At 69.4% G+C, this 26,992-nt stretch carries 27 protein-coding genes; 8 read left to right on the top strand and 19 right to left on the bottom strand.

The genetic code is table 11. From position 1 onward, the window contains the following. Nucleotides 1–30 precede the first annotated feature (30 nt). The 7 genes from BMY74_RS38690 to gatC form a co-directional block, all read right to left on the bottom strand. The gene (locus BMY74_RS38690; RefSeq protein WP_089925557.1) at nt 31–2,517 is read right to left on the bottom strand and encodes a M14 family zinc carboxypeptidase; all 2,487 of its coding nucleotides are present in this window, start codon (nt 2,515–2,517) and stop codon (nt 31–33) included. Nucleotides 2,518–2,695: 178 nt separating this feature from the next. Then, a complete protein-coding gene (locus tag BMY74_RS38685) occupies nt 2,696–5,230 on the bottom strand; it encodes a CHAT domain-containing protein (RefSeq protein ID WP_177230129.1) in 2,535 nt (844 codons plus the stop codon). 122 nt (nt 5,231–5,352) lie between these two features. After that, the gene (locus BMY74_RS38680; protein ID WP_143091879.1) at nt 5,353–5,556 is read right to left on the bottom strand and encodes a hypothetical protein; all 204 of its coding nucleotides are present in this window, start codon (nt 5,554–5,556) and stop codon (nt 5,353–5,355) included. 205 nt (nt 5,557–5,761) lie between these two features. Beyond that, complete coding sequence (gatB, locus tag BMY74_RS38675; protein WP_089925546.1) at nt 5,762–7,264, bottom strand: Asp-tRNA(Asn)/Glu-tRNA(Gln) amidotransferase subunit GatB; 1,503 nt, start codon at nt 7,262–7,264, stop codon at nt 5,762–5,764. Further along, the gene (locus BMY74_RS38670; protein ID WP_245786613.1) at nt 7,261–7,458 is read right to left on the bottom strand and encodes a hypothetical protein; all 198 of its coding nucleotides are present in this window, start codon (nt 7,456–7,458) and stop codon (nt 7,261–7,263) included. Before BMY74_RS38670 ends, gatB begins: the two co-directional genes overlap by 4 nt. After that, entirely contained in the window at nt 7,455–8,939 is a 1,485-nt protein-coding gene (gene gatA / locus BMY74_RS38665) for an Asp-tRNA(Asn)/Glu-tRNA(Gln) amidotransferase subunit GatA (protein WP_089925543.1), read from the bottom strand. The genes BMY74_RS38670 and gatA overlap by 4 nt, the downstream gene beginning before the upstream one ends. Continuing rightward, nucleotides 8,936–9,235, bottom strand: a complete 300-nt coding sequence (gene gatC / locus BMY74_RS38660) for an Asp-tRNA(Asn)/Glu-tRNA(Gln) amidotransferase subunit GatC (protein WP_030467875.1) — start codon at nt 9,233–9,235, stop codon at nt 8,936–8,938. Before gatC ends, gatA begins: the two co-directional genes overlap by 4 nt. A gap of 230 nt (nt 9,236–9,465) precedes the next feature. Here gatC and BMY74_RS38655 point away from each other — a divergent pair, with 230 nt between their 5' ends. Then, complete coding sequence (locus BMY74_RS38655) at nt 9,466–10,119, top strand: ACT domain-containing protein (RefSeq protein WP_177230139.1); 654 nt, start codon at nt 9,466–9,468, stop codon at nt 10,117–10,119. Between the two features lie 26 nt (nt 10,120–10,145). On the opposite strand, the gene BMY74_RS38650 is transcribed toward BMY74_RS38655, so the two are convergent. Further along, nucleotides 10,146–10,829 carry a 3-keto-5-aminohexanoate cleavage protein gene (locus BMY74_RS38650; protein WP_089925537.1) on the bottom strand — a complete coding sequence of 228 codons (684 nt, stop codon included), beginning with the start codon at nt 10,827–10,829 and terminating at the stop codon, nt 10,146–10,148. 60 nt (nt 10,830–10,889) lie between these two features. On the opposite strand from BMY74_RS38650, the gene BMY74_RS46745 reads away from it, so the two are divergent. After that, nucleotides 10,890–11,015, top strand: a complete 126-nt coding sequence (locus BMY74_RS46745; protein WP_256557383.1) for a hypothetical protein — start codon at nt 10,890–10,892, stop codon at nt 11,013–11,015. Here BMY74_RS46745 and BMY74_RS38645 read toward each other — a convergent pair whose 3' ends face one another. Continuing rightward, the gene (locus BMY74_RS38645) at nt 11,016–12,671 is read right to left on the bottom strand and encodes a DUF262 domain-containing protein (RefSeq protein ID WP_089925534.1); all 1,656 of its coding nucleotides are present in this window, start codon (nt 12,669–12,671) and stop codon (nt 11,016–11,018) included. Between the two features lie 104 nt (nt 12,672–12,775). Between BMY74_RS38645 and BMY74_RS38640 the strand changes: the two genes are divergently transcribed. Continuing rightward, complete coding sequence (locus tag BMY74_RS38640; protein WP_089925728.1) at nt 12,776–13,000, top strand: hypothetical protein; 225 nt, start codon at nt 12,776–12,778, stop codon at nt 12,998–13,000. Between the two features lie 230 nt (nt 13,001–13,230). Further along, on the top strand, nt 13,231–13,647 hold the full coding sequence (locus BMY74_RS38635; protein WP_143091878.1) for an SWIM zinc finger family protein: 417 nt from the start codon (nt 13,231–13,233) through the stop codon (nt 13,645–13,647). On the opposite strand, the gene BMY74_RS38630 is transcribed toward BMY74_RS38635, so the two are convergent. The 6 genes from BMY74_RS38630 to BMY74_RS38605 form a co-directional block, all read right to left on the bottom strand. Next, nucleotides 13,636–13,887, bottom strand: a complete 252-nt coding sequence (locus tag BMY74_RS38630; protein ID WP_143091877.1) for a hypothetical protein — start codon at nt 13,885–13,887, stop codon at nt 13,636–13,638. The genes BMY74_RS38635 and BMY74_RS38630 overlap by 12 nt on opposite strands. Nucleotides 13,888–14,339: 452 nt before the next feature. Beyond that, entirely contained in the window at nt 14,340–14,828 is a 489-nt protein-coding gene (locus BMY74_RS38625; RefSeq protein ID WP_089925524.1) for a GNAT family N-acetyltransferase, read from the bottom strand. After that, complete coding sequence (ligA, locus tag BMY74_RS38620; protein ID WP_425434896.1) at nt 14,821–16,929, bottom strand: NAD-dependent DNA ligase LigA; 2,109 nt, start codon at nt 16,927–16,929, stop codon at nt 14,821–14,823. Before ligA ends, BMY74_RS38625 begins: the two co-directional genes overlap by 8 nt. A 33-nt stretch (nt 16,930–16,962) precedes the next feature. After that, a complete protein-coding gene (locus tag BMY74_RS38615) occupies nt 16,963–17,616 on the bottom strand; it encodes a hypothetical protein (protein ID WP_089925518.1) in 654 nt (217 codons plus the stop codon). A gap of 5 nt (nt 17,617–17,621) precedes the next feature. Then, entirely contained in the window at nt 17,622–18,179 is a 558-nt protein-coding gene (locus BMY74_RS38610; protein ID WP_245786612.1) for a YdeI/OmpD-associated family protein, read from the bottom strand. Further along, entirely contained in the window at nt 18,176–18,691 is a 516-nt protein-coding gene (locus BMY74_RS38605) for an LppU/SCO3897 family protein (protein WP_143091876.1), read from the bottom strand. Before BMY74_RS38605 ends, BMY74_RS38610 begins: the two co-directional genes overlap by 4 nt. Before the next feature lie 65 nt (nt 18,692–18,756). Between BMY74_RS38605 and BMY74_RS38600 the strand changes: the two genes are divergently transcribed. Next, the gene (locus BMY74_RS38600; RefSeq protein ID WP_089925507.1) at nt 18,757–19,236 is read left to right on the top strand and encodes a GNAT family N-acetyltransferase; all 480 of its coding nucleotides are present in this window, start codon (nt 18,757–18,759) and stop codon (nt 19,234–19,236) included. A 54-nt stretch (nt 19,237–19,290) separates the two neighbouring features. Here the strand turns inward: BMY74_RS38600 and BMY74_RS38595 are convergent, their stop codons facing one another. Further along, the gene (locus tag BMY74_RS38595) at nt 19,291–21,144 is read right to left on the bottom strand and encodes a glycoside hydrolase family 9 protein (protein WP_089925505.1); all 1,854 of its coding nucleotides are present in this window, start codon (nt 21,142–21,144) and stop codon (nt 19,291–19,293) included. A gap of 92 nt (nt 21,145–21,236) precedes the next feature. Then, nucleotides 21,237–22,286 carry a methionine synthase gene (locus tag BMY74_RS38590; protein ID WP_089925502.1) on the bottom strand — a complete coding sequence of 350 codons (1,050 nt, stop codon included), beginning with the start codon at nt 22,284–22,286 and terminating at the stop codon, nt 21,237–21,239. Between the two features lie 139 nt (nt 22,287–22,425). Between BMY74_RS38590 and BMY74_RS38585 the strand changes: the two genes are divergently transcribed. After that, complete coding sequence (locus tag BMY74_RS38585) at nt 22,426–23,760, top strand: glycoside hydrolase family 18 protein (RefSeq protein WP_089925499.1); 1,335 nt, start codon at nt 22,426–22,428, stop codon at nt 23,758–23,760. A gap of 253 nt (nt 23,761–24,013) precedes the next feature. Here the strand turns inward: BMY74_RS38585 and BMY74_RS38580 are convergent, their stop codons facing one another. Both BMY74_RS38580 and BMY74_RS38575 read right to left on the bottom strand, forming a co-directional pair. Then, nucleotides 24,014–24,442 (bottom strand): hypothetical protein, encoded by a 429-nt coding sequence (locus BMY74_RS38580; protein WP_143091875.1) that lies wholly within the window; start codon nt 24,440–24,442, stop codon nt 24,014–24,016. Then, a complete protein-coding gene (locus BMY74_RS38575) occupies nt 24,439–25,581 on the bottom strand; it encodes a hypothetical protein (protein WP_089925493.1) in 1,143 nt (380 codons plus the stop codon). The genes BMY74_RS38580 and BMY74_RS38575 overlap by 4 nt, the downstream gene beginning before the upstream one ends. 36 nt (nt 25,582–25,617) lie before the next feature. Between BMY74_RS38575 and BMY74_RS38570 the strand changes: the two genes are divergently transcribed. Continuing rightward, nucleotides 25,618–26,121 (top strand): DUF6584 family protein, encoded by a 504-nt coding sequence (locus tag BMY74_RS38570; protein ID WP_089925489.1) that lies wholly within the window; start codon nt 25,618–25,620, stop codon nt 26,119–26,121. Continuing rightward, nucleotides 26,118–26,969 (top strand): serine/threonine dehydratase, encoded by an 852-nt coding sequence (locus tag BMY74_RS38565; RefSeq protein ID WP_089925486.1) that lies wholly within the window; start codon nt 26,118–26,120, stop codon nt 26,967–26,969. Before BMY74_RS38570 ends, BMY74_RS38565 begins: the two co-directional genes overlap by 4 nt. The last annotated feature ends 23 nt before the right edge of the window (nt 26,970–26,992 follow it).

Genomic DNA, 26,992 nt, shown 5'->3' with positions numbered 1-26,992 from the left:
GCTGTCGGGGCCTCCCAGCCCCTTTCCCGTCTAGCGCGTGCCGGTCCAGAAGAGGGCCTTCGCGACCTGCGCGTACAGGCCCTTCGGGTGGTCGCGGAACATCGGCTCGGTGCCGAACAGCACCACCTTCGCCCCGTTCGCCGCCGTGCCCGAAACGACCGCCGCCTGCCCCGCGGCCGCGTCCTGGCCTCCTGTGCCGTTGTCGCGTGCGTGCCAGTGGCCTGCGGCGATCACCGTGCTGCCGTAGCGCTGTTCGACCGTCACGCCCGTGCCCAGGTTCGTGAACCACTGCGGTGAGTAGACGAACGAGTGCGGGAGTGCTCCCGTGCCGATCGGGCCGGTGCCGTTGACGACGTTCACCACGCCGTTGGCGTCCTCCCAGCCGGCGACCGGGGTGGCCTGCAGGAGCTTGGCGTCGGTGTTGAACCTGCTGCCCGTCGCCCCGCGCGTGACCACACCACCGCGCTTGAGGAACTCGTCGAGCGCGGCCTTGGCGGTGGCGTTGAGCTGGCCGTAGTTCAGGCCCGCGCCCACGTACAGCGCGTCGACGCGCGACCAGTCGAAGCCCGCGTTCAGCACGGCCGTGGAGATCGTCCGGATCTCGAAGCCGGACTCGCGCAGCACCTGCAGCTCGTCGGCGGACACCGCGGCCGCGACCACCTTGCGCTGCAACGCGACGCCACCGGGCCTCGCGGTCGAGAAGCGCACGCCGTAGCGGTCGGCGACCTCCTTCGCAGCGGCCCTCTCCCTGGCGGGGACGACGATCGTGCCGTCGTCCTGGCGGCGCAGCTCCAGGCCGCGCGACAGCAGGTCGTTGACCGCGCTGACGTCCTTCTGGTCGGTCAGGGTGAGCGCGAGGTCGGCGCCGGGTGCGGCGTCGAGCGCTCCGGTCGGCGAGGCGGCGGTGACGGGCTTGCCGTCGAACCGGAACTGGCCGCTCCGGAGGACGTCGACCGACGCGCCCCAGAGCAGGCGGTGGCTCCAGCCGGAGATGTCGTACATGACCGGCGCCTTGTCGGAGATGTCGCTGCCCTGCTCCAGCATGACGTTCGCGAGGCCGCGCTTGGGCTGGTGCATGTCCACGACGTACGACCCGGCCGGATACCGCTTGCCGCCCAGCGTGAACGCCCGCTCCGCCCGTTCGACGCGGACGTCGTGCCGGACGAGCTGGTCGACGAGCCGCGCGGCGGCGGGGGCCGACCGGTCGTCGGTGATCACGTAGGCGCGCGGGAACTCCGTGGTGAAGCGGTCCTCCGGGCCGAAGCCGGGCACGAACCCGTCGGGGATGTACCGCTGCTTCTCGCCGTTGGCGCCGCGGCGGAACATCTCGGTCTGGTTCGCGATGAGGCTGCGCCGGTTGTCGTCCACGTAGTCGAGCGTGGTCTTGATGGTGGCCTCGACGACATCCGTGTTGATCTTCGAACGCCGCTGCAGCTCCGCCGCGGGCTGGTTCTCGTAGTCGGACCGGTTGACGCGCATCGGGATCTCGATCGTGTACGAGACGGCGCCGTGGTACATCGCGTACTGCGCGGTGTAGATCGGCGCCCAGCCGTCCCACTCACCGACCGGGTAGTCGCGGAACGGGATCTCGGGCTTCGCCGCCTCGGGGTGCCCGAGCGCCTGCACGGCCTTCTCCATCAGCAGGCCGTTCGCGTAGCCGTGCTTGATGTACAGGTCGAAGTCGTAGTTCTGGCCGTGCGGCGGCGTGGTCGGCTCGATCAGCGTGTTGGTCACGTAACCGTGCTGGTCCAACATCATGAGCGGCTGCGTGCGTTCCACGATGTCCTGCATGGCCCGGTTCTCGGGCTGCGAGCTCGTGACGAAGTCGCGGTTGAGGTCGAAACCCGCGTTGTTCGCACGCGTACCGGCGACCCGGCCGTCCGGGTTCGCCGTGAGGTTGAAGTAGACCCTGCTGCGCTGCAACAGGGTCCGCGTGTCCTTGTCGTTGCTCGTGGCGAGGTGCTCGATGACGCGCAACGCGCCGTCCGTGCCCTCCCACTCGTCGCCGTGGATGTTGTTGTTGATCCAGATCGGCGCCTTGTAGAGGCTCTGCGGGACGGTGCGCCCTTCTTCGATGGCGCCGCGGAACCGCTCCTGCAACCGGGTCTCGACCGGGCTCTCCGGCGCCGTCAGCGTGACCAGGTAGAGATCCCGGCCGAGCCCCGACTGGCCGACGACCTCGACGGAGACCCTGTTGCTCTTCTGCTGCAACGCGTTCAGCCGCGGCGCCAGCGAGTGGTACGGCGCCAGACCGAGCTTGATGGACTTGTCGGCCGCGTTCTCGGGATACGTCCGCAGCGTCGTCCGGCGCGGATAACCCTGGTGTCTGTCGGCCCGGTTCTCCCCCTGGGCCGTGAGTGCACGCGCTTGGAAAGCGCTGTCCAGCGTGGCGGTCTCGTTGCGCTCAGGCCCGTTCCCGGGCTCCCGGTCCGTGCTCGACGGTTGCGCCGTTCCGTTGACGGGTGCCGCCACGACCGCGGCAGCCGCCAGGAGAACGGCGAGCAGAGTTCTGCGCATGCGGACGTTTCTCGCACAACGGCCCGCTCACCGGCTAGAGCCGATAGGCGGGCCGTTGCTTCCCTCGGTCCACTTCCACCATGGCACAGCCCCGCGAGAAGTTCACCAACCGCCTTCACCGACGGCACAGAAGTCACCGCCGACCAGCGACTTCGAGCCGGCGAACCACTCGTTCGGACTAGCCCGATCCCAGGCAGAGGAACGGCCGCCGGAACGGGTCCTTGGCCATCGCCTCGGCCAACGCCACCGCGGGCGCCGCCCCGGCCACCAACGCCCGGTGGTAGTCGGCCATGGCCGCGGCACTGACCTCGTCCCCGACCTTGCTGGCCGCCGCCACGACGGTCCGCGTCCCACCCGCCAGCATCGCGCCGGCGAACCCGAGCGCCTCGTCACCGGGCCGGATCCGGTTGAGTGCCAGCGAGCAGGCGGCCAGCACGACGTGGGCGGGCGGGGTGCGCAGCCGCCCGAGCTCGTGGGCGAACAACGGCCCGTCGTCGAGCTCCAGCCGCGAGAACAGCGCGTTCTCGTTCTCGTGCTCACCGTGCGCCGCGACGTGCACGAGGTCCGCACCGTCGAGGTGCTCGAGGACCTTCGCCGCCGTGGCGTCCTCCCCCGACAGCACCGTGGCCTTCTCGTGGTGCGCGGCGAGCCGGTCGAGCTCCCCGTCCGCGAACCCCAGGTTGGGCCCGCGCACCAGCAACACCTTGTCGGTCGCGGGCCGCTCCGCCTGACTCGCGGCCAGCCACGCCGTGGCGCTCGGCGCCGTGACGACGGGCCTGCCGTGCAGGCTCGGGATCACGCCCCAGGGCACCGCGTACAGCGTGCCCGTCGGCACCACGACCAGTTCGCGCTCACCGATGAGGTGGACCAGCGGCTTGATCAGCTTCGCGTCGAGCGCGTCCGCCTGCTTGCGAGCCGAGGCCCCGATCACCTGCACCAACGGCGGCGGCAGGTGGTCAGGCGCCAACGCGTTGAGGTCGAAGTGCAGCTTCTGCGCGCTCTCCAGCACCTCAGTCGCGTCACCGAGCCGCACCAGCCGGACCTTGGCGCCGGCGACGACCACCGCCGCCATGTCGCCACCGGACACGACGAAGCTCACCATGGCCCGCTCGCCCAGCTCCGCGATCACGTCCCTGAGCCCGGCCATCGGCCGGGGCCGCCCCCAGCGCTGCGCGTTCCAGCCGAGCCGGTTGGCCTCCCGCTGCGCCCTGGCCAGCTTGGACCGCAGCTCCGCGGTGGGCCTGCCGTCGAGGCCCGCGCGCATCAGGTCGCGCCCGAGCCCGCGCACCTCCGCGATCCGTTCGGCCAGCTCCGGGTTCTCGACGTGTTCCAGCGGCTCGTACCGGTAGGTCTGCGCTCGCGTGCGCTCCAGCCACGTGAACAGCTGCCGCGCGTCGTTGCTCTCCTGCACGAGCCGGATCGCGAGCACGCCGAGCTCCCGGCCGTGCACGGCGGTGGCGGACACCAGCTCGAGCCCTCCGAGCTGGTCGCGCACGCTCCCCAGCTCGTCCAGACCCTTGCGCGCGTGCAGCAGCGCCGACCGGCGATTGCCCTTCGCCAAGGCGAGTTCGGCGAGCACGAGTCTGCGCTGCATGCGGTGGTCGATCGGGGTCACAGCACGCGGGCTGGGGAGCTGCCGCAGCAGTTCCTCCCCCTCGACGAGCCTGTGCCGACGCACCTCCAGGCGGGCCGCCAGCAACTTGGCCAGCCGGGCCTCGTCCACGAGGTGGTTGGCCGCGAGCTGTTCGGACAGCGTCAGCGCCTTCTGCACCAGCAGGTTGGTGACGCGCTTGGCCTGCAGGGCGTGCGCCCAGAGTTCGATCAACGCCGCCATCATCCACCAGGTGCTGCCGCGCTTCTCCAGTTTGCGCTGGGACCGCTTGGCCATCCGGCGGGCCAGATCCAACTGGTCGTCGAGCAACGCGGCCGACGCGCGGAACATCTCGACCTCGGCGACGTCCTGGTGGACCTTCTCCTTGCGCATCACCGGCAGCGCCTCGTCGAGCGCCCGCCCTGCCTCATCGGACAGACCGACCATCAGCATGGCCTCGGCGTGGTCCAGCTGCACGCCGCTGAGCAGGGAAGCCTGCTCCTGCCTGCTCAAGAAGCGACTCACGTCCTCGTAGCGCCGCAGTGCCTCCGCAAGGTCGCCGCTCTGTTTGTAGGCATTGGCGATCGCGTGCAACGTGTAGGGGTAAAGATCTTGCAGTTCGTATTCGCGCGAGAGGGCGTTGGCACGTTCGAGATCTGCGATCGCCAGCTCGGCCCTCCGGATCGCGGCATTGGCGAATGCGCGGGCGATCAGCGAGGAAGCGAGGCGGCGCACCAGGTCCGAGGTGACCGGCTCCTGTGCCGAGGACATCTCCTGCTCGACGAACGAGATCATCGGGCCGAACCACTGCACAGCCTGTTCGGGCTGTCCCAGGCGAAGGACGATCATGCCTTGACTGTGGTCGATGCAGCCGTGGAGCAAGGCGCGCAGCTTGAGGTCCTCGAGCAGGTCGGCTTCTCGGCGGGCCGCGTCGAACGTCGCGACGGCCGCGGCCATTCCGCTGGTCTCGCCAACACTGCGACCCAGGTTGTAGAGGACGCGCACCCGCAGTTCTGTCCGATCAGGACTGTCGGGTGCTCGGTCAGCGTGCGCGAGTGCTCGGTTGAACAACCGGATGGCAGCGGGAGCTCGGTAGTTCTCCTGCTCGTTCCATCCGCTCATGTACAACTCGCGCGCTCTGTCCAAGGCACGAGCGGGCATGTGATCATCACACCACATGCGCCCGAACGGCGCTGTCCGCCAACCAGGCGCAGGCCAGGTCAGCGGACAACGCGGAGGGTGACCTAGCCGACCTTTTCCGTGGTGGCCAGGTTGTCCGGGTGGTTCGGGCAGTCCGCCTTGTGCCCCCAGGCGACGAGCGTCTGACCCGGAGGACGGCCGCAGCACTGCGTCTCCAGCGGCGGGTCTTCCGGCTCCGGGGTCTTGTCCTTGCGGTCGTCGTCGCCGTCCAGGACGTCCTTGAACTTGTCGACGATGTTTGTGAACAAACCTTCGTGCTGGCCACTCATGAGGTTTCCCCCCTCGTTTGGACTATTACCATCCATCCCCCCAGATGGATTGCCCCGAAAGAGTCGCACACACGGCTACACACATACGTCTCATTTAGCTAACAGCCACTCAGACGGCCTAAGATCACAAAGGGCCACCTGCACAAACAGGTGACCCTTTGTGATTTTTATGTCCTATATGTATCTAGGAGCAGCGAGCGAGCACGATCTCGCGAACCCGGGCCGCGTCCGCCTGGCCCTTGGTGGCCTTCATGACCGCGCCGACGATGGCACCGGCCGCCTGGACCTTGCCGTCGCGGATCTTCTGGGCCACGTCCGGCTGGGCCGCGAGGGCCTCGTCGACGGCCTTCTCGAGCGCCGAGTCGTCCGAGACGACCTTGAGGCCGCGCTTCTCGACGACCTCGTCCGGCGTGCCCTCGCCCTCCAGGACGCCGTTGACGGCCTCGCGGGCGAGCTTGTTGGTCAGGGCGCCGGTGTTGACCAGCTCGATCACGCGCGCCACGTCGGCCGGCGTGATGGGCAGGGCCGACAGCTCCACGCCGCGCGTGTTCGCCTGCTGCGCGAGGTACGACACCCACCAGGGGCGGGCCTCGTCCGGCTTCGCGCCCGCCTCGACGGTCGCGATGATGAGGTCCAGGGCGCCCGCGTTGACCAGGTCGCGGAGGACCTCGTCGGTGAGGTTCCAGTCCTTCTGGATGCGCGCGCGGCGCTCCCAGGGGAGCTCGGGCAGGGTGCCGCGGAGCTCCTCGACCCACTCGCGCGACGGCGCGATCGGGACCAGGTCGGGCTCCGGGAAGTAGCGGTAGTCCTCCGCCGTCTCCTTCTTGCGGCCCGGGGAGGTGCTGCCGGACGACTCGTCGAAGTGACGGGTCTCCTGGACGACCTCGCCGCCGGACTCGAGCACGGCCGCCTGGCGCGTCATCTCGAAGCGGACGGCGCGTTCGACGCTGCGCAGCGAGTTGACGTTCTTGGTCTCGGTGCGGGTGCCCAGGGCGCCGGTCGCCTTCGGGCTGAGCGACACGTTCGCGTCGCAGCGCAGCGAGCCCTGGTCCATGCGGACGTCGGACACGTCGAGCGCCTTCAGCAGGTCGCGCAGCGCCGTGACGTACGCGCGGGCGACCTCGGGGGCGCGGCGGCCGGTGCCCGGGATCATCTTCGTGACGATCTCGATCAGCGGCACGCCGGCGCGGTTGTAGTCGAGCAGCGAGTGCTCGGCGCCGTGGATGCGACCGGTCGCGCCGCCGACGTGCAGCGACTTGCCCGTGTCCTCCTCCATGTGCGCGCGCTCGATCTCGACGCGGATGACCTCGCCGTCGTCCAGCGTCACGTCGAGCCAGCCGTTGAAGGCGATCGGCTCGTCGTACTGCGACGTCTGGAAGTTCTTCGGCATGTCCGGGTAGAAGTAGTTCTTCCGCGCGAACCGGCACCACTCGGCGATCTCACAGTTCAGCGCGAGGCCGATGCGGATCGCGGACTCGACGGCCTTGGCGTTCACCACCGGCAGCGAGCCCGGCAGGCCCAGGCACGTCGGGCAGGTGTGCGTGTTCGGCTCGCCACCGAACTCGTTGGCACAGCCGCAGAACATCTTCGTGTTGGTGTGCAGCTCGACGTGCACTTCCAGGCCCAGGACGGGGTCGTACTTCTCGACGACCTCGTCGTAGTCCATCAGCTCAACCAGGGAGGTCATGCCAAGTCGTCCTTCCGCAGAGCACGAACAGCCAGCGCAGCACCGGTGAGCGCCACCGCGATGCTGGCGATCGCGTTCGCCAGTGCCAGCTTGTCGTTCTTCGCACGGGCGTTGCGGAAGCCGGAGAACGCTCCCGCCGCTCCCGCGACGGCACCGGCGAGGCCGAGGATTCCCCTTGCCTTCTTGATGTTCACAGCGACGGGCCTCCAAACGCGCCGCGCGCCGCCTCGTACGCCGCGGCGACGCGGTACATGCGGTGGTCCTGCAGTGCGGGAGCCATGATCTGCAGACCGACCGGCAGACCGTCCTCATCGGACAGACCGCTCGGCACGCTCATGGCCGGGGTGCCCGCGAGGTTCGCGGGGATGGTGCAGAGGTCGGCCTTGTACATGGCCATCGGGTCGTTCGCGCGCTCGCCGATCTTGAACGCCGTGGTGGGCGTGGTCGGGGAGATGAGCACGTCGAAGTTCTCGAACGCCTTCGCGAAGTCCTGCGTGATCAGCGTGCGGACCTTCTGGGCCGAGCCGTAGTACGCGTCGTAATAGCCGGACGACAGCGCGTACGTGCCGATCATGATGCGGCGCTTGACCTCCGGGCCGAAGCCGGCCTCGCGGGTCAGCGACATGACCTCCTCGGTGCTGCGCGTGCCGTCGTCGCCGACGCGCAGGCCGTAGCGCATGGCGTCGAACCGGGCGAGGTTCGACGAGCACTCGCTCGGCGCGATGAGGTAGTACGCCGGAAGCGCGTAGTCGAAGCTCGGGCACGACACGTCCGCGATCTCCGCGCCGAGCTCCTTGAGCTGCGACACGGCGGCCTCGAAGCTGCGCAGCACGCCCTGCTGGTAGCCCTCACCGCTGAACTGCGTGACGACACCGATGCGCAGACCGGACAGGTCACCGCTCAGGCCCTCGCGGGCGGCGGCGACGACGGGCGGCACGGGCGCGTTGATGGACGTGGAGTCCATGTGGTCGTAGCCCGCGATGACCTCGTGCAGCAGCGCGGCGTCGAGCACCGTGCGCGCACACGGACCGGCCTGGTCGAGGCTGGACGAGAACGCCACGAGGCCGTAGCGGCTGACACCGCCGTAGGTGGGCTTCACGCCGACGGTGCCGGTGACGGCGCCGGGCTGGCGGATCGAGCCACCGGTGTCGGTGCCGATCGCGAGCGGCGCCTGCAGGGCGGCCAGCGCGGCGGACGAGCCACCGCCGGAGCCGCCGGGGATGCGGTCGAGGTCCCACGGGTTGTGCGTGGGGCCGTACGCCGAGTTCTCGGTGGACGAACCCATGGCGAACTCGTCCATGTTCGTCTTGCCGAGGATGACGACGCCGGCTTCCTTGAGCTTGCGCGTCACCGTCGCGTCGTAGGGCGGCAGCCAGCCTTCGAGGATCTTCGAACCGACCGTGGTCGGCACGCCCTCGGTCGTCATGACGTCCTTGAGCGCCAACGGCACACCGGCGAGCGGGGAGACCTGCTCACCGGCCTTGACGGCCTCGTCGACCCTGCGGGCCTGCGCGAGCGCGCCCTGGGTGTCGACGTGCAGGAAGGCGTTGACCTTCCCGTCGGTCTCGGCGATGCGGTCCAGGTGGGCCTGCGTGACCTCGACGGAGGTGACCTCACCGCTGTGGATCTTCGCGGCGAGCTCGGCCGCGGTGGCGTGGATCAGGTCGTTGGTCATGCTTCCTCACCCAGGATGCGGGGCACGCGGAACCGGCCGTCCTCGGCCTCAGGAGCGCCGGAGAGCGCCTGCTGCTGACCGAGGCTCGGACGGACCACGTCCTCGCGGAAGACGTTGGTCAGCGGAACGGCGTGCGACGTCGGCGGGATGTCGGCCGTGGCGATGTCGCCAACGGAAGCCACCGACTGGAGGATCACGTCGAGCTGGCCGGCGAACAAGTCGAGCTCGTCCTCGGTAACAGCCAGCCTGGCGAGCTTCGCCAGGTGCGCGACCTCGTCGCGGGAGATGCTGGGCACTCCTGTCAACCCCCGTAGGGTCGGGATACGAATCGGGAACCCCGTGAGTCTATGGGCTGGTCAGGCGCGCCTTCGAACGGGTTACCGCCACTACGGTTGACTGGCACGTCAACTTAACCGGTTCGCAACGCGGACAGCAGGTCATGCGTTGACGATGCGTCTGCGAGAATCACCGACCGGCAACGGCGCGGGACGCGGGGTCTCTCGCACGAGCTATGGAGGCGTTCACCTTGTCGTTCCTGATCCGGGTCCAGCTCCCGGACCGTCCCGGCACCCTCGGCGCGGTCGCAACGGCATTGGGCGAGATCGGGGCGGACATACTCAGCGTCGACGTGGTGGAACGCGGTTCCGGCCTCGCCATCGACGACCTCGTGGTGGAGCTCCCCTCCGGCCGCCTGCCGGACACCCTGATCACCGCGGCCGAGTCCATCGAGGGCGTCGAGGTCGACGCCGTGCGCCCGTACGCGGGCATTCTGGACACGCACCGCGAGCTGGAACTGGTCGAGGAGATCGCCGAGGAACCGCGCAAGGGCCTCGAGATCTTCACCGAGGGCGTCCCGAAGATCATCCGCGCCGGCTGGGCCGTCGTGGTCGGCCCGAACGGCACCGGCATCCACCGGCTGACCGCGTCGTCGGCCGCGCCCGAGACCCGCATGCTCGACGTGCCGTGGTTCCCGCTGGAGCGCGCGACCGTGCTCGACGGCGAGGAGGAGTGGGTGCCGGAGACCTGGCGCGAGCTGGGCACCGAACTGGCCGCGACGCCGCTGGGCAAGCCGGACCGCGTGCTCGTCGTGGGACGGCCCGGGGGCCCGATGTTCCGTGCGGCCGAGGTGGCCAGATTGGCGCACCTGGCGGGCATCGTCGCGGTGGTGCTCCCCGACTAGGGCGGTGGTGTTCGGGGCTCCGGCGACTAGCTCGGCGCCCTGGTGCGCTGGCGTCTCCTGGCCAGTGCTACGAGTTCCGCGTTGTTCCTGGCCAGGCGGCCGTCGGGCAGGTGCAGCGTGTCCTCCAGGCCCATGCGCACGTCGTGTTCGAGGACCGCGGCGTAGTCGAGGACGGGCCAGGCGTCGCTGTCGCGGCCGTGCAGCAGCACCGGCAGACCGAGCGGCTCCACGTGGCCGAGCAGGCTCTCGGCCGTCTCCCTCGTCGCCACGACGGTGATCCGGCTGACGCCTTCGGGCAGGTCTCCTAGCTGCGCCGGAGTGGCGACGACGAGCTCCACCCCGACACCCACCCGGTGCAGGGCCCGGGCGAGGTCGCGCCAGCCCGGTTCCGCGACGTGCACGCCGGCGACGTCGGGCCGCCCCGCCGCGAGCGCCGCCCAGCTGGCGATCAGGTGCTCCCGGCGGCCGGGCACGGTGGTGGACACGCTGATCTCGATGCCGGGCACGGCCGCGCGGACGGTGGCGATCGTCGTGGCCACCTCGGGCCCGACGAGCGTGAGCCCGCCGATGACGTCACGCGGGTGGATGTGCACCGACGTGACGCCGAGCGCGGCGACGTCGGCCGCGTCCTCGGCGAGGCGTTCGGGGGACAGCGGCAGGGCCGGGTGCTCCTCGGCTGTGCGGGAGCCGTTCAGACAGGCTTGCAGCACACCTCATACGGTCCCACACAATCCTCGGCGCGGCGGTGGTCCAAGGATTAGGTTGGTCTCATGCGACTGGCCCTGGTGCTCGCCCAAGCCGACGACCTGGCGATCGGAGACCTGGCGCTGGGCGTGGCCGGGTTGCTGGCGCTGGTGGCGGTGATCGTGGTCGCGGTCAAGCGCCGCAAGCCCTGATCACAGGTCCCAGCCTTCGCTGAGCGTGCGCAGCAGTTCCTTCTGCCTGGTCTCCAGCACGGCGGGTGTCCACTCCGCCTGCGCGATCACCTGGCTGGTCAGGGCGAACGCCGACACGCTCTTGCCGCTCAGGAAGTACTTGACCTTCTTCGTGCTGAAGTCGTTGTTGCTCGCCTGAGAGTTCTTCCACCGGTTCAGCAACACGAGGTTCGCGAGCCGATGCGTCCAGGTGTTGCGCTCCTCCGCCGTGAAGTCGCTCAACCAAAGCGAGCCTTCCTTCGGGCTCTGCGGCAGAACGTGCTCCACCGTGATGACCGGGAACTTGTACACGGCCCCGGGATCACCCGCCAGCATCTCGTCGAGTCTGAGCAGCACGTACCGCCGTGTCTTCTGCACCAGGTAGAGCGCACCGTCGAGCTGCCGCACGGTCTCCGCGCGTTCGTCCGCATCGAGAACGAACGCCGGGGAGTCCAGCCCGTGCCCGGCAGCCAGTTCCCGCAGCAGGTTGGAGTACCGGATCACCCGTGGCGTGGTGTAGATGCGGCGGATGAACATGCTGGCGGCGAGTCGCTCCAGCCTCGAGAGGAACGCGTCCAGCCAGCCGGGATCGTCGCCGTGGTGGCGCACGGCCCACAACGCGGGCGGCAACCAGTCGCTGTTGTCGATCTGGGCGAGGCGGCGGAACCACGAGTTGATCTGCTCCGCCTTGACCGTCGACTCGTACTCGAAGTCGCGGATCTGCTCGTACGCCTCGGCGTACGGCACCAGCACGTCGTCGACGAACTCGGCCTGTCGTCCCGAGAGGTACTGGTTCAGCACCTGCTTCGGGAACTCGGTCATGAGGTCCTGTTTGGCGCGCTCCTTGGCGAAGATCATCCGGATGTACAGGAACAGGTCGGCGAAGTCGCTGCGGCCGAGCCTGACCTCGGCCTCGTCCCACTTCCTGGCGTACTCGTCGTCAAGCTCGCCGATGACCTTCGACTTGAAGATGTCCGCCGGAGACAGGTCGAGTCCCCTGGCGTTCATCACGCTGAAGATCCGGTGAGCGCTGGCCAGGTTCGGGGTGCTGACGACCACGAGGAACGTCTGCGAGCTGATCATCTTGACCAGCCGGTGCCTCGCCTCCTCGCCGAGGTCGACGAGAGCGGCGCGCAAGGCCTTGGCGTTGTCGCGGATCGCCTTCTGCGCGTCGGTCTTCAGCGCTCCGTCGCCGAGCGCGACCAGGTCCTCGATGCGGCCGGGTTCCTGCACGTGCGCGCGGAAGAAGTCCTGATCCCGCTTCCGGAGCGCGAGCCGCGGTTTCGGCTCGAGGCCGAGCAGCTCGTCGCCCTGCTCGACGATCATCTTGCCGAGCGAGTCCCGGATGCCTCCGGGAGGCGCGAGGTCACGGACGATCGCGAGGAGGATGGTGAGCGTCGTGAGCCGCTGCTGGCCGTCGATCACCTCGGAGTCGGCCTTGCCGTCGGTCTTGACGAGGACCATCGACCCGAGGAAGTAGGGCTCGTCGCCGTCGACGGCCTCGACGAGGTCTTCCAGCAGTTGGTGGGCCTGCTCGACCTCCCACGCGTAGGGCCGCTGGTAGTCAGGGATCCGGAAGTCGTAGTCGCTGCCGAACACCTTGTGCAGAGGCACCTCGTGGGCTTCGAGCTTGTGCATGACCGCCTCATCGGGCGGGTGCGGGCCGTCGTTACGTCCTGCGAGATCTCCGGACTGACCCCAGAATCTGCCGTGATCGCCCACTTCCCGGAGGGATGAAGATCATGGCCGTCACCGTGAACCTCGACATGCTCCTCGACAAGGCTTACGAGAACCTCCCGCTCACCGAGATCCTGGACGCCCCCGTCGACGCGCTGCAGGGCGTGAGCCCCGGCGACGCAGAGAAGCTGAAGGCGGCGTTCAACATCAAGACGGTGCGTGACCTGGGCACCAACAAGTACTTCCGCGCGGCCGTGACCTTGCTGGACCTGGAGGCGACCGCGCGTTAGAGGACTGTGCGCTGGTGGACGGACCGCGGCTTCGCCCGGTCCGTCACCGCCCCGACGAGCGCGCGGCCGCGCCTCGGGGTCCCGCTGGTAGCGGACGTCCTCGCCAGGGCGTTGGACGTGGGTGTAGCAGTCCGCCTGGAACTGCTCTCAGCTGGAGCTGTCCTCGGGTTCCGGTGGACCGATCGCGATCATGTTGATCCTTTCTGCGGTCACCCGGTTGGATGACCCCCGTGTCGACGACCCTCACCACCGAGCTGCTGCTGCACCGCGCGGGCACCAAGTCGTACTGGCGCGGCCTGACCTACCGCGAAGCCGTGTTGTCCCTGCGGGTGCACAGCCGTCACGTGGCGGCGCGGGTGCGGGGTGGTGACGACGACGCGTACGCCGTGGAGCTGTCGTGGTCGGGGACGCAGCTGGTGGGGGCCTGCAGCTGTCCGCACGGGTCCGAGGGGTTCTTCTGCAAGCACTGCGTGGCGGTCGGGCTGGTGCTGCTGGACCGGGGTGAGACGGTGCCGCCGCCGGACGCCGAGGACGTCGAGCTCAAGGACGTGCTGAGATCGCTGCCGCCCGACGTGCTGCGGCAGCTGCTGTACGAACAGGCCGCCGGTGACTCCAAGCTGCGGGCGCGGATCATCTCAGCACTCTGACGGTCGTTGCGTCTCCGGCAGCAACGCGCAGTGCTTGTAGTGGCCCAGTGCGACGTCGCTGAGCAGCCAGCCGGCACCCGAGCGGCGGAACGTGAGCAGGTGGGGCAGGCCGTACGCGGTGTGCGGCACCGGGCTCGGCTTGGCGAAGTGAAGCTCGGAGTGTTCGTGGACCCTGGCCACGACGACCCGGCCTATCTGGTCGGCGTGGAACCGTTCGGCCTGGGCCCTGACCACAGCCACCCGGTAGCGGGTGCGGGCCGACGCCCTCGCCGTGCCGCGCCCGCCATTGCAGGTACGCGTGAGCCAGCTCCTCGAGCCGGCTCCGGTCCTGGTCCGGCAGACCCACCGGTGCGGCGGACGCTCCCGCGAGCAACGCCGGCACGAGCACGATGACCGATCTCATTCGCGAACCCCCGTCCGCGGCGCCATGCGGTGGGGACGCGCGGCCGCATGTGCCGGTCGCTCAGGCCGGCACGCCCAAGCCGGGGCCCGCGACCGCAGGCGCCGGTCGCTCCGGCCGGCGCACCGACACCAGGGGTCCGCGGGCCGCGGACGTGGGCTGTTCAGGCCGGCCCGCCAAAGCCAGGGCGCGCGACCGCAGACGCCGGTCGCTCGGGCCAGCACGCCCAAGCCGAGGCCCGCGACCGCGGACGCCGGTCGTTCAGACCAGCCCCCAAGCCGGGGCCGGTTGTTCAGACCGGCATCTCGTACGCGACCAGCTTGAGGCCGGGTGTCGGCGACCAGTCGCGGTCCGGCAGGCGGGTGAAGCCCAGCCGCTCGTACAGCCGGTGCGCCGCCAGCATCTTCTCCGACGACGACAGGACCACGTGGGTGGCGCCGGCCTCGCGCGCCCTGTCGATCACCGCGCGCACCAGGGTCTCGCCGACGCCTCGGCCGCGGGCCGCCGCCGAGACCGCCAGCATGCGGAATTCCAGTTCGCCCGGGCGGGAGATCTCCGCGTAGGGCGTGCCGGGGTGCACTACCGTCACCGTGCCCAGGACGGTGCCGGACTCGTCCTGGGCGACGACCACTTCGGCGTCGCGGAAGCGGGAGGTGGCGTCGGCGAGCACCTTCGCGTAGTCGCCGCTCACCACGCCGTCCGCCTTGTACGCCTCGACCGTGACGGCGCCTACCGCTTCCAGGTCGGCCTCCGTTGCCGGGCGGATGATCAAATCAGCCATCTGAGCCTTCCTCGGTGGGCAGGGCTACCTCCCGCGCGGCGTCCGGGCCCTGCTCCAGCAGGACGCGGAAGCCATCCTCGTCGAGGACGGGGACCTTCAGCGAGACGGCCTTGTCGTACTTGGATCCTGGCGAGTCGCCGACCACGACGAAAGCCGTCTTCTTGGACACCGAACCGGCCGCCTTGCCGCCGCGGGCGAGGATCGACTCCTTCGCCGAGTCGCGCGAGAACTCCGTCAGCGAGCCGGTGACCACGATGGACAGGCCTTCGAGGTTGCGCACGATGGACGCGTCGCGCTCGTCCTCCATCCGCACGCCCGCGGCCCGCCAGCGCTCCACGACGCCCTGGCGCCACTCCGTCTCCCGCCATTCCACCACGGCCGTCGCGATGGTCTGGCCCACGCCCTCGGCGCCCGCCAGCGCCTCTTCGGGTGCTTCGAGGATCGCGTCCATCGAGCCGAACTGCTGCGCCAGCGCACGGGCCGCCGTCGGCCCGACGTGCCGGATGGACAGCGCGACCAGCACCCTCCACAGAGGACGCTCCTTCGCCGCCTCCAGGTTGTCGACCAGCTTCAGCGCGTTCGCGGACAGCTCGCCGTTCTTCGTGGTGAAGCGCTCGACCTGCCGCAACGCCTCCGCGTCGAGGTCGAACAGGTCGGCCTCGTTGGTGTAGATCGTGGACTCGGTGATCGCGGCCGCGGCCTCGTACCCGAGCACCTCGATGTCGAGCGCGGCGCGGGAGGCCAGGTACGCCAGGCGTTCGCGGAGCTGACCGGGGCACGTCTCCGCGTTGGGACAGCGGATGTCGACGTCGCCCTCCTTCATGGGCCGCAGCACCGAGTTGCACTCCGGGCAGCGCGTGGGCATCTCGAACTCGCGCGCGTCGGCCGGGCGCGCGGCCAGCACCGGGCCGAGCACCTCGGGGATCACGTCGCCCGCCTTGCGGATGACGATGCGGTCGCCGATCAGCACGCCCTTGCGCTTGACCTCCGAGGCGTTGTGCAGCGTGGCGCGCGCGACCGTCGAGCCGGCCACCTTCACCGGCTCCATCAGTGCGAACGGCGTCACGCGGCCCGTGCGGCCGACCTGGACCTGGATGTCGAGCAACGTCGTCGTCGCCTCTTCCGGCGGGTACTTGTAGGCGATGGCCCACCGCGGCGCGCGCGACGTCGTGCCCAGGCGCCGTTGCAACGCCACCTCGTCGACCTTGATCACCAGGCCGTCGATCTCGTGCACCGCGTCGTGCCGGTGCTCGCCCCAGTACTCGACCTTCTTGCGGACCTCCGCCGGGTCGGTGAGCACCTCGGTGTGCGGTGACGTCGGCAGGCCCCACGACTTCAGCGCCTCGTACGCGAGCGACTGGCTGGCGACGTCGAAGCCCTCGGTCTTGCCGATGCCGTGGCAGATCATCCGCAGCCTGCGCGACGCGGTGACCTTCGGGTCCTTCTGCCGCAACGACCCCGCCGCGGTGTTGCGCGGGTTCGCGAACGGCGGCTTGCCCTGCTCGACCAGCGAGGCGTTCAGGGCCAGGAAGTCCTCCACCGCGAAGAAGACCTCACCGCGCACCTCCACCAGGTCGGGCACCGGGTACTCGTCGGACCCGTTCAGCACCACCGGGACGTCCGCGATCGTGCGGACGTTCAGCGTCACGTCCTCACCCGTGCGGCCGTCGCCGCGGGTCAGCGCCCGCGTCAACCGACCCTTCTCGTAGAGCAGGTTGATCGCGAGGCCGTCGATCTTCAGCTCGCACAGGAAGTGCGTGCCGGCGCCGATCTCCTTCTGGACGCGCTCGAACCACGCCGTCAGCTCGTCCTGCGCGAAGACGTTGTCGAGGCTGAGCATGCGCTCCAGGTGGTCGACCGCCTTGAACTCGGTCGAGAACGTGCCGCCGACGAGCTGGGTCGGCGACTCCGGCGTCGCCAGGCCGGGGTGCTCGGCCTCCAGCGCCTCGAGCTCCTTGAGCAACGCGTCGAACTCACCATCGGTGACGATCGGGTCGTCCAGCACGTAGTAGCGGAACTGGTGCGAACGCACCTCTTCCGCGAGCACGGCATGCCGCTCGCGCACCTGCGCGGGGACGTCTTCAAGGCTCTCGCTGGTCACGTCCGACAGCTTAGTGACCAGGTCCGACAGTTTTCACCGGTCCGAAACGCCGGCGAGTTCCCGCACGAGGGAACGCAGCTCCAGCAGGCTGATCGTGCCCTGCGGCTCGAGCTCCGCGGTCTCCACGCGCCGCAGCCGCTCCCCCGCCAGCCGCTCGCCGAGAGTGACGTCCAGCGGCAGGAACGTCATCGTCTGCCGCTGCTGGTCGCTCAGGTCCGCGAGGGCGGGGTGGTAGACCGCGACGTCCACGACGTCACCGTCCACCTGGGCCACCACGCGGTAGTCGCCGAGCCGCATCTTCACCTTCCCGAGGTTCACGACGACCTCGGTGGGGTCCGGCACGGGCGGCACCGAGTCGTGGAACTCCCACACCATGTCCGACGGCGGCGCGGCGCCGATCCACGCGTCGGTGTACGGGCGCAGCCTCGGGTCCTCCTGACCGGTGACCACCAGCGCGTACATCGCCATGTGGCCCTGTTCGAGGGAGAACGCCAGATCGGGGTGCAACACGTCCACGAGGTCCCGCAGGTCGTCCTCGACCCGGTGCGGCTCGCCGTCGCCGAGCGCCGCGCTGACCACCGGCACCAGCTCGAACCAGCGCTCCCAGAACCGCCGGGCGGCCTCCTCGGCGTTCGGCAGGTGGTCGGGGACGACTTCTTCGGCTTTGCGACGGCGGAACCACTTCATGATTCTCAAGAGTAGAGCTTTCGGCCCTCCGCCAGCATTTGAACGAACTGGGCGATGCGTTTCCGCCGCGTCTCCGGCCTCTTCGCGTCGTGGATGCGCAGCAGCACGGCATACCTGTTCTGGCTGTTGAGCGTCTTGAAGAACTCCGCGGCTGCGGGATTGGCGTTCAGGGCCTCGGTGAGGTCGTCCGGCACCTCGATCGTGGCCGGTCCCGCGTAGGCCGCGTCCCAGCGTCCGTCCGCTTTGGCCTTCTCGATCTCCTTGAGCCCCGCGGGCAGCATCCTTCCCGCCGCGATCAGTTCCTCGACCTTGCCGCAGTTGCGCTTGGACCACCTGCTGCGCGCCTTGCGCGGTGTCCAGCGCTGCGAGTAGTAGGTCTCGTCCACGGACCGCACGAGTCCGTCGATCCACCCATGGCACAAGGCGACGTCCAGCGCCTCGTCGTAGGTGATGGTCTTGAGCCCCGAGCCCTTCTTGGCGTACTTGAGCCACAGCTCGGTCTCCGTGGCACCGTTCTCGTGCAGCCACGCGTCGAACTCCGCGGGCCCCTCGAAGACGATCAACGCACCCTCCTCAGGCAGAGCGTCATCTCCTCATAGGGAACACCGAACTCCGCCTCCTCGGGGCAACTTTCCCGCGCCACGTCCACCACCTGCACGTTCACCCGCGGCGCCGCGCAGTCGAACTTGGACACGACGGACCTCTGCAGGTCGCCGGTGTCGTACTCGAAGCAGTCACCCCTCGCGGCGTTGGGCATCAGGCACAGCGCCGCGTTGTTCCTGGTGTCGCGCAACACCTTGTAGTCACCGCGCGGGCACGCGCCGCTGGTCTCGGTGAGGACCGTTCCGACCCTCAGCGCCGCCTTGGCGCCCGCGCAGTCGACGACGGTCAGGCCCTGGTCGTTCTCACCGGGGCCCGTGAACCGCACGCAACTGCCCTTCTCCACCTTGGAGTAGTCGGTGACGAAGGCCTGTGTCGCCTGCGCGGGTTCCTCTTCTTCACTGAACATCCACCACACGGCGACATAAGCCACCACGGCAAGTACGCACACCATCACGGTCCGTCTCACGACCACGCTGCGGATTATGGCCGCGGAAACCGAGTGGCGCGCGGCGACGCGGTTGACCACAGTGCGGGGTCATGCTGATCCGGCGGGAGACACCCGCAGACATCGACGCCATCCGCACGGTCACCAACCTGGCCTTCAACGACGGCCCAGAGGCTCCGCTGATCGACTGGTTGAGGGCCGACGAGGGCTGGATCCCGGAGTTGTCGCTGGTGGAGGACACCGTGCTGGGCCACGTCGTGTGCACGCGCGGGTACGTCGGCGACACGCCGGCTCTCGGGCTCGGGCCGATCGCGGTGCACCCGTCGCACCAGCGCGCCGGGATCGGGTCCGCGTTGATGCACGCCGTGCTGGGCGCGGCCGAGGCCCGTGGTGAGAAGGCCGTCATCCTGCTGGGTTCGCCGGTCTACTACTCGCGGTTCGGCTTCCGGCTCGCCTCGGAGTTCGGCATCACGCCGCCGGATCCCGCGTGGGCGCCGCACTTCCAGGCGCGGCTGTTCGGGGACGTCGCACCGGGCGGGTTCCGGTACGCGGAGCCGTTCGACCGGCTCTGAACCGGGAGGCCGGCGCGGGTGCCCGTCCGAAGTGGACACCCGCGCCGGCACCGCTCAGGAGTTCGCGATCAGCGAGAAGCCGAGCACACCCGTCGCCGTGAAGTCGATCGCCGGCTCGGAGCTCGGCCACGAGCGCAGGTCGTCGGCGAACACGGACTTCGCGGAGTTGAACTCGAGCGTGTAGGGCTTGGTGCAGTCGACGGATCCCGGCGGCATCTCACCGAGGTCGCCGAACAGGGACGCGTCGTTCGGCCCGTTGATCACGGCGCCGACCAGCACCTTCGAGCCGCCGTTCGGCGAGCCGGAGAGGTTCGCGGCCTGGTGGTGCGGGCACTCGGGGAACTTCGTGCCGACACCGACGATCAGCGAGGTGCCCCAGGCGTTGGTGCCGAGGGCGAAGCCGCGCTGCTGCGTGCCGAACGTCGCGTACGTCTTGTCGCCGGTCAGCTTCTGGTAGAGCGCGGCCGTGGTGATGTAGCCGAACGTGCGCGAGCCGACGTCCCAGGTCTCGACGTTGGCGGCGGTGCGGAACGGCGAGGTCCTGGCGGCGTCGGCACCCTTGCGCAGCTGCCGCTGGATGTCTCCGACGACCTGCTTCTCGGTCACCTCGGCGCCGGGGACGCCCTTCTTGAGCAACGGCGCGAGGTCGGCGTGGCCCAGCGCGGAGATGTTGTAGACGTTCAACGTGTCCGGGTCACCGGTGGCCAGGAACTCCTTGGCCCAGTGCGTGGCGGCACGCGCGAACTCGTTGTACCGCTTGTCGTTCAACGCCTTCGCGGCGAGCGCGAGCTGGGTGGCGCCGAACTCCAGGTCGTCGGTCCACGACTCCTCGGGGTAGTACGCGTGCGGGAACGCCGTCACGAGCTCGCCGACGTCCGTGGTCTTGGCCAGCGCGAAGAGCTGTGCGGCCTTGTCCAGGTAGGAACGCGCCACTCGCGGGTTCCTGCGGGACTCGATCTGCGCGGCCAGCGCGAACGACCCGGCCACGCGGCCGACGAGGTTCGGGCTGATCTTCTCGCCGGCGACGTTCGCGCGGAACACCGGGCGGTGCTTGATGTAGTACTCGCTGTCGCCCGGCTTGACGTTCAGCCTGTCGTCGGCCTCGGGCAGGCGCCACACGTCGTGGTCGCCGACGAAGCCGAACTCCTCGGAGCCGGTGCCGATGCCGACCTGCGCGTAGAGCGTGCCGGTCTTCTCGTCCCACGCCTTGTCGAGCCACTTGAGGCCGAACTTCGCCTCTTCGTACAGCGCGTCGTCGTGCTTGTTGCGCAACGCCAGCAGCATCGACGCGGTGGAGTACGACGAGGCGTGCGTGAACTTGACGAAGTCACCCGCGTCGAACCAGCCGCCCTCCAGGTCGACCTTGGCCCCGGTCGGCTTCAGCGGTGCCGCGATCTGGTCGCCACCCTCGCCCGCGAACACCGGCGCCTCGTACACGAGGGCCTCGCGGTCCGTGAGGTGCGCGGGCTTGCGGTTCAGCCTGCCCGGGATCACGTCGGCGCCGTCGCGCTGCGCCTGGAAGAACTCGACGGTGTTGTGCGCGACCGGCGAGAACAGCTTCTTCAACGAGTCGACCTTGAACGCCGGCGACGTCGAGGTACCGACCTTGATCCGGTAGGTGCCCGATCGCTTCAGCTGGGAGAAGTCGATCGGGTGCACCGCCGGGTACTTGTCGCTCCACGACCCCGTCGACGCACCCGTCTTCCCGGTCAGCACCGTGCGACCACGGCTGTCCACGACGGAGAACTTCGTGCCGGCGGCACCTCCGAGCACGTAGGCGTGCTTCGGCTCGGAGTTGCCGAAACCGACCTGGTCCAGCCTGATGTGGCTGCTGGGCGCGGCCTGTGCAGGCGCCACGACCACGCCTGTGAGCACTGCGGCGACGAGCGCCGCACGTCTGATGCGCATGTGAGGAACTCCCGGTCCAGGCCTCGGCGATCGGCCTTCGGTTAAGAAAGTTTCCTAATAGTGCGCAGCAGACTAGCCCCACAAACCGGACATCACCAGCCCTCGGGCGGCTCCGAGAACGCCGAGGACAGGTCACGGGTCAGCGAAAGCGCCCGTTTGACCCAGGCGGACGACGCACCCGCCAGACCGCACGTCGGAGTGGGCAGCGCCTTCTCGGCGAGGATCGACCGCGGGAAGCCGAGGCGGTCGACCAGGGTGAACGCCCGTTGCCCGACGTCCTTCAGCGTCACCGGGGTGCCGGGATCGACGCTCGGCACCAGCCCGAGCGCGAGCGTCGTGCCCGCCTCCCAGGTCTCGCCGATCTCGTCGAGCGCCTCCGCCCCCTTGATCAGGCCGACGTCGAACGCGATAGCGTTCGCACCGGCCTCCCGCAGCAACGTCAACGGCGGGTGCGGCGCGCAGCAGTGCACCATCACCTCGTGGTCCTTCAACGCCTCGATGACGGTCGCAAGGACCGCACGGGCGTCCGGTCCGGGCACGGCGGGAACGGTGCCGAGCTTCGACGGCGTCGGCAGCAGGCCCTGCAACACGGCGGGCAGCCCCGGTTCGTCGAGCTGCACGACGACCTTCGCCTTCGTGCGCTTGGCGACCTCGGCGGCGTGCTGCCGCAGGCCCTCGGCGAGCGACTCGGCGAACTCCTTCACCGCACCGGGGTCCGTGAGCACGCGATGGCCGCGCATCAGCTCGATGTTCGACATCAGCGTCCACGGCCCGGCGGCCTGCACCTTGACCGTCTCCGGCCGCGCGCCCGCGCGTTCCAGGGCCTCGTCGAACGCGTCGAGGTCGCCGCGCAGCAGGTCGACGGCACGCCGGTGGTCACGGCCGGGGCGCGGCGTCACGCGGTAGCCGGACGTGATGACCTCGATCGCGAGGTCGACGAGCAGGCCGGCGGTGCGGCCGATCACGTCCGCGCCCACCCCCCGGCCAGGCAGCTCCGGGACGTGCGGCAGCTCGGGCAGTTCTCCGACGACGACGCGCGCCGCCTCGTCGATGTCGGTTCCGGGCAGCGATCCGATTCCAGTTGCTCCACGCACCCACCGAATTGTTCCACTGTCCGGCGGACAGAAGAGGTCTAGACCCATTGACGCTATGGTCTAGGCCACTTACCGTGATCGAGCAGGCGCTGAACGTACGGGCGCCTCCCTGCACGTGGTGCAGGACCGCGACGCGCCCCGCGGTCCTGCGCCACTCCCTTCCTCCCCTGCCGGAAGGACCCACCCGATGGCCCGCTTTGCCGTTTTCGCCGCCGGGGCCGCCACCGCACTCGTGGCCGGACTCGTCGCGCTCGCTCCCTCCGCCTCCGCCGCCGGCGAGTCCGCGGCGTTCAGCCAGGACTCGAACTGGGGCTCCGGCTACCAGGGCAAGTTCACGATCAGCGCGGGCTCCACCGCGCTGACGGGCTGGAAACTCGAGTTCGACCTCGCCGGCGCGACGCTCGGCTCGTTCTGGGACGCCTCGGCGACCAGCAGCGGCAACCACCACACGTTCACGAACCGCGAGTACAACGGCAACATCGGCGCGGGAGCGTCGACGAGCTTCGGCTTCCTCGTGAACGGCTCGGCGGTGCCGACCAACTGCAAGCTCAACGGCGTTCCGTGTGGCGGTGGCGGTGGCACCACGACCACCACGACGACGACCACGACTGGTGGCCCAACCACCACCACGGGGTCCGATGTGCCGCCCACGCCGGGTAGCGCGCGCGTCGCCCCGTACGTCGACATCACGATGCCGACGCCGTCCCTGATGGACGTGGCCAACGCGACCGGCCAGAAGCACTTCACGCTCGCGTTCGCGCTGGGCTCGTCCGCCGGGTGCGACCCGGCGTGGGGCGGCACGGTCCCGTTGAACGACAGCCGCATCGTGAACGACACCAAGGCCCTGAAGGCGGCGGGCGGCAGCGTCATCGTCGCGACCGGCGGCGCCATGGGCCCGTACCTGGAGCACGTCTGCTCGACCGCCGACGCGCTGTACAACGCGTACGTGAAGGTGCTCGACGCCGTCGGCTCGAACAGCATCGACGTGGACGTGGAAGCCACCATCCCGCAGGCGGTCGTGAACACGGCCCTGAAGCGCCTCCAGGACACCCGCGGCACCACCGTCAGCTACACGATGCGCATCCAGGGCCAGGACTACGGCATGGACCCGTACTCGGTCGACGTGCTCAAGGACGCGGCCGCCAAGGGCGTCACGGTGCTCGTGAACCCGATGCTGATGAACTTCGGCTACACAGGCAACTGGGGCGACGCAATGGTCAACGCCGCGAACGCCACCCTCGGCCAGATGCGCGCCATCTGGCCGTCGAAGTCCGACGCGCAGTTGAAGGCGCTGCTGGGCCTCACGCCGATGATCGGGCGCAACGACACCGGCCCGACGACGACCCAGGACGACGCCCGCAAGGTCCTCGACTACGCCAAGGCCAACCACGTCGGACGGGTCGCGTTCTGGTCCGCGGGCCGGGACAAGGGCTGCCCCGGCGGCGGGGTCTCGCCGACGTGCAGCGGGATCTCGCAGGCGAACTGGGAGTTCACGAACCTCTTCAAGACCTACACGGGCTGATCTCGCCCCTGCAGAGCGAAGGCCGTTGCGGGAACTTCCGTCCCCGCAACGGCCTTCCTCATCTCATCAAGGCGCTCAGCAGGAGCTGCAGCACCCGCAGCCGGGCCCCGTACACCCGCCGCAGCAAGAACAACCAGCCATGGTGACCACCTCCGATGTTGAACGATCACGCATCCGGACAGTAAGACGACTCGAACACTGCGTGACACCACCGCCAGGGTGATTGCACTGCCACGAACGACTGGTCCTGCTGTCAGGCGGCAGATCGTGACAGCGGCCGGCTCGGGGCCGCCGCGCTCCTCAGCCCGACGGCCTGGAGCACCGCGAAGCCGAGCACCGCGAGTCCCTGGGCGAGTACCAGCGCGACTCCGACGCCGGTCAACGGGAACCAGTCCAGCGTCGCGGTGAGAACGCTGTCGGCCGCCCAGACCGCGTTCCCGATGATGACGAGGAGCACGATTCGGCGGTCCGGAACCTCCCGGGTTCCCAAGAAGAAGACTCCCACGCCGTAAACGACGCAGAAAGAACCGAGTCCGACCTGCCACGCGACCGGCATCCCCACTTCCGGGCGGATCAGCAGGGTCAGCAGACCGAGTGCGAACGAAGCGACACCGTCGAGTTTCAAGGCGAATTTCAACATGGCCCGACGATGGCCGCCCGAACGCTGCCAAAGCCACGTCAAGCGCTGCCAACTCCTGCCAGCAGGTCCGCCGCGACCAGGCGCGCGGCAGCGTTCTGCCAGTTGTGGAGGGTGCGCTCGGGCACCTGCGTCACGAACCACTGCAATGCGCGGCGGTCTTCGGCGTCGAGGTCCTCGCGCTTGGTCCGGACCGAATACGGCCGGATTCCCTTGACGTAGTAGAAGTAGACCGCGTTGTAGTAACGCCATTCGTCACTCGTGCCGAAATCGCCTTCCGAAGGCTTCAGCCGTTGAATGCTGGCGAGCAGCATGCTCTTCAACTGCGCCGCCCGGTCCAAAGGCGAGCCGTCGTCGGTCAGCGCGATCAACGGGCTCGCGACGAGTTTCCCCAGATCGCCGTAGTGGCTCAGCGCCTTGCGGGTGAGCCGGGCGAACTCCACCTCGTCCTCGGTGATCAGCGGACGCCTCCTGGGCAACGACTCGGCGGCCTCGCGCAGTTCGGCTCGTTGGGCCGCTACGGCCGGCACGGCGAGACGGTCTGCCACGGACGCGAGGGGGTTCGCGAGTACCTGGACCGCGATCGCCGCCGCCACCGTCGTGAAGACGAGCAGTTCCGGTCCGCCGAAGAGGACCACCTGGGAGCCGAACAGGACCGCGGTGAAGCCGGAGATCACGAGCGACCGCAGCATGTCCGCGCGGATCGCCTCGCCCTCCTCGACCGCGTCGGTGACGGCGACGAGCACGCCGAAGGCCACCACGTCGATGCCGAGCGACGGCAGCGTGATCGCGTCGGGGAGCAACCCGAGCAGGAAGGCACCCGCGGAGAGTCCGAACATCACCCCGACGAGTGAAAAATAAGCACGTTTCCTTATGGCTAGGACTGTGACTGTGGCCAAAGGAAGCAACACGACCCACGGCGCGAAGAACGACGCCGCGAAGAACGCCGGCAGCGCGACCAGCCACCACCTGATCAACTCCGGCCGGGCGAGCACCAGGATCGCACCCGTCCAGGCCAGCGCGGGCACCCCGATGACCACCGGATGTGGCGCGACGACCGCCACCGAATAGCCGATCATCCCCGCGCCCGCCCACCACAGCAGCGGCTTGCGGGGATCGCGGGCGAGCAGGTAGAGCCCCAGCCACCAGGCGAGGCCGGAGACCAGCAGTGATAGGCCGAACACGGGTCAAAGCTAGCCCTACCTGCAAAACTGTTTCGCATGCCGGTAGAGCTGACGCTCCGCAAAGCGGCCGAGGAGTTGCGCCGAGGCGACCTCGCCAGCGTCCTGCGCGCACGTCAGCGCGTCGCCGGACTCGTGGGCACCTACCCGCAGCGGCTCGACCTGCGCGAACGGCTCGCGGAGGTCTACCGGGTGCTCGGCCAGCCGGCCCAGGCGGGCCGCTGGACCTACCTCTCCGACGAGCGCGACCCCGAGGAGCTCCAGGCGTTCGAACACGCCTACCGCCGCGCGGACGCCCGGCTGGTCGCGCTCTCATGGCAGGGCCGCGTGGACGAGGCGCCGACCGAGACCGCGCGCACGCGCCTCGCCTCGCTGCACCAGGACGCCCAGCTGGAGCTGCAACGCGAGCTGGACGCGACCCCGGACCAGGAGACGTCCTGGGGCGCCTGCCTGATCGTGATGGTCGGCGGCACGTTCGTCCTGGTGTGTTTCCTGCTGGGCATCGTGACTCTCGTGCAGTTCTTGTGGAAGCTGGTCTCATGAGAACGCTGTCGCAGTACGTCCGCCGCACCCCGATCATGCGCGTCGCGGTGGACGGGCGCCCGCTCGTGCTCAAGCTCGAGCACCTCCAGCTCACCGGCTCGTTCAAACTGCGCGGCGCCGTCAACACCCTGCTGTCGCTGAACGCCTCCGAGGTCGTCACCGCGTCCGGTGGCAACCACGGCATCGCCGTCGCCCAGGCCGCGCAACTGCTCGGCGCGCACGCGACCGTGTTCGTCCCGGTGACCGCGCCCGAGACCAAGACGAGGCGCATCGAGGCGTTGGGCGCCAAGCTGATCCGCCACGGCACCACGTACGCCGAAGCCGCCGCCGCCGCGCGCGAGGTCGACCTGCCCTACATCGAGGCGTACAACGCCCAACCGGTCATCGAGGGCCAGTCCACGGTCACGCAAGAGATCGTGGAGGACGCCCCGGACGTCGACACGATCTTCGTCGCGGTCGGTGGCGGCGGACTGGTCGCGGGTGCCGCGCTGGCGTCCGGTGGACGGCACATCGTCGCCGTGGAGCCGGAGAACTGCTGCGCGATGCACAACGCCCTGGAGGCCGGCGAACCCGTCGACTCGGTGGTGGACTCCGTGGCGGCGGACGCACTGGGCGCCACGCGCGCGGGCTCGTTGTCGCTGGAAATCCTCCAGCAGCACAGGGTTTCCTCACTGCTGGTGCCGGACGCGGAGATCCTCGCGGCGCGCGACCGCCTGTGGGAGGAGTTCCGGATCGCCGTCGAACCCGCGGCCGGGGCGGCGTTCGCGGCGTTCCTCAGGGGCGACGTGACGACTGAGCTGCCCTGCGTGCTCCTGTGCGGAGCGAACTCGGAGTGGCGTCCCAGCTAGACCTGCGGAACCGGCGCGCACCC

Source organism: Lentzea albida, assembly GCF_900111005.1.
GTDB classification, from domain to species: domain Bacteria; phylum Actinomycetota; class Actinomycetes; order Mycobacteriales; family Pseudonocardiaceae; genus Lentzea; species Lentzea albida.
The sequence above is the reverse complement of the archived record's forward strand: the minus strand, read 5'-3'. Positions and strand labels throughout refer to the sequence as shown.

Bases quoted from the DNA above. Each gene is read 5' to 3' on its own strand.
- BMY74_RS38590 (WP_089925502.1), bottom strand. From the start codon at position 22,286: ATGGGTCTAGACCTCTTCTGTCCGCCGGACAGTGGAACAATTCGGTGG.
- BMY74_RS38640 (WP_089925728.1), top strand. From the start codon at position 12,776: ATGGCCGTCACCGTGAACCTCGACATGCTCCTCGACAAGGCTTACGAG.
- BMY74_RS38625 (WP_089925524.1), bottom strand. From the start codon at position 14,828: ATGGCTGATTTGATCATCCGCCCGGCAACGGAGGCCGACCTGGAAGCG.
- BMY74_RS38685 (WP_177230129.1), bottom strand. From the start codon at position 5,230: ATGAGCGGATGGAACGAGCAGGAGAACTACCGAGCTCCCGCTGCCATC.
- gatB (WP_089925546.1), bottom strand. From the start codon at position 7,264: ATGACCTCCCTGGTTGAGCTGATGGACTACGACGAGGTCGTCGAGAAG.
- BMY74_RS46745 (WP_256557383.1), top strand. From the start codon at position 10,890: ATGCGACTGGCCCTGGTGCTCGCCCAAGCCGACGACCTGGCGATCGGA.
- BMY74_RS38595 (WP_089925505.1), bottom strand. From the start codon at position 21,144: ATGCGCATCAGACGTGCGGCGCTCGTCGCCGCAGTGCTCACAGGCGTG.
- BMY74_RS38565 (WP_089925486.1), top strand. From the start codon at position 26,118: ATGAGAACGCTGTCGCAGTACGTCCGCCGCACCCCGATCATGCGCGTC.
- BMY74_RS38570 (WP_089925489.1), top strand. From the start codon at position 25,618: ATGCCGGTAGAGCTGACGCTCCGCAAAGCGGCCGAGGAGTTGCGCCGA.
- BMY74_RS38645 (WP_089925534.1), bottom strand. From the start codon at position 12,671: ATGCACAAGCTCGAAGCCCACGAGGTGCCTCTGCACAAGGTGTTCGGC.
- BMY74_RS38585 (WP_089925499.1), top strand. From the start codon at position 22,426: ATGGCCCGCTTTGCCGTTTTCGCCGCCGGGGCCGCCACCGCACTCGTG.
- gatA (WP_089925543.1), bottom strand. From the start codon at position 8,939: ATGACCAACGACCTGATCCACGCCACCGCGGCCGAGCTCGCCGCGAAG.
- BMY74_RS38690 (WP_089925557.1), bottom strand. From the start codon at position 2,517: ATGCGCAGAACTCTGCTCGCCGTTCTCCTGGCGGCTGCCGCGGTCGTG.
- BMY74_RS38600 (WP_089925507.1), top strand. From the start codon at position 18,757: ATGCTGATCCGGCGGGAGACACCCGCAGACATCGACGCCATCCGCACG.
- BMY74_RS38615 (WP_089925518.1), bottom strand. From the start codon at position 17,616: ATGAAGTGGTTCCGCCGTCGCAAAGCCGAAGAAGTCGTCCCCGACCAC.